The following is an 861-nucleotide window of genomic DNA, read 5'->3' on the forward strand; positions in this document are numbered from 1 at the left end:
ACAAACTCTTCCACGAGCACGTCCATCGACACCCCGTCCGAGATAATGTGATGCATATCGAACAGCAGGATATGACGCTCCGGCTCCAGCTCGATAAGCCCGACCCGCAGCAGCGGCGGCTTCGCCAAATTGAACGTACGGATAAAGCTGCGCACGGCTTCCCCCGCCGCCTCTTCGCTCATACGGAAATGTTCCACGCCAAAGTCAACTTCCCGGTAAATCCGCTGCACCGCTTCGCCGTCTATCATCTCAAAGCCGGTGCGCAGCGTCTCATGGCGGGCGATCAGCCCGCGGAACGCCTCTTCGAAGCGCTCACGCTCCAGCTTCCCTTGAAGAAGCATCGCCCCCGGCATGTTGTAGCTCTGCTCCGCGCCCTCCAGCTGGTGCAGAATAAACAGACGCTTCTGCGCCGAAGAAAGCGGATAGTGCTCTCTTGTCTCCACCACAGGGATGGACGAGTACGAACCTTCCTCCATCCGGGCAATCGCCTGCGCCATCTCTTCCACGGTGGAGCAGCGGAACACGTCCCGCAGCGGGAAGTCGACGTTCAGCTCTTTGTGAATCTTGCTCACCAGCGTCGTGGCGCGCAGGGAATGCCCGCCGAGGTCGAAGAAATTATCCTTCACACCGATGGTGACAGGTCCAAGCACGGCCTGCCAGATCTCGACCAGCTTCGCTTCCAGCGGTGTCCGCGGGGCGAGATAGTCCGATCCGCCGCTTGCGCTTCCTTCCGGAGCGGGCAGCGCCTTACGGTCGATCTTCCCGTTCGGCGTCAGCGGCAGATGCTCCAGCTGCACGAAGTACGACGGAATCATGTAACCCGGCAGTTCCCGGGCAAGTAGGCTTCTCAGCTCGCTCGCG

The 861-nt window shown here is 60.7% G+C and carries 1 protein-coding gene; it reads right to left on the reverse strand.

The window, feature by feature from the left end; genetic code table 11:
* A partial coding sequence (locus AR333_RS25550) for a condensation domain-containing protein (RefSeq protein WP_253735970.1) occupies positions 1–861 on the reverse strand: 861 nt, incomplete at both ends.

This window comes from Paenibacillus sp. FJAT-26967 (assembly GCF_001541095.1).
In the GTDB taxonomy this organism is placed as follows: Bacteria; Bacillota; Bacilli; order Paenibacillales; family NBRC-103111; genus Paenibacillus_F.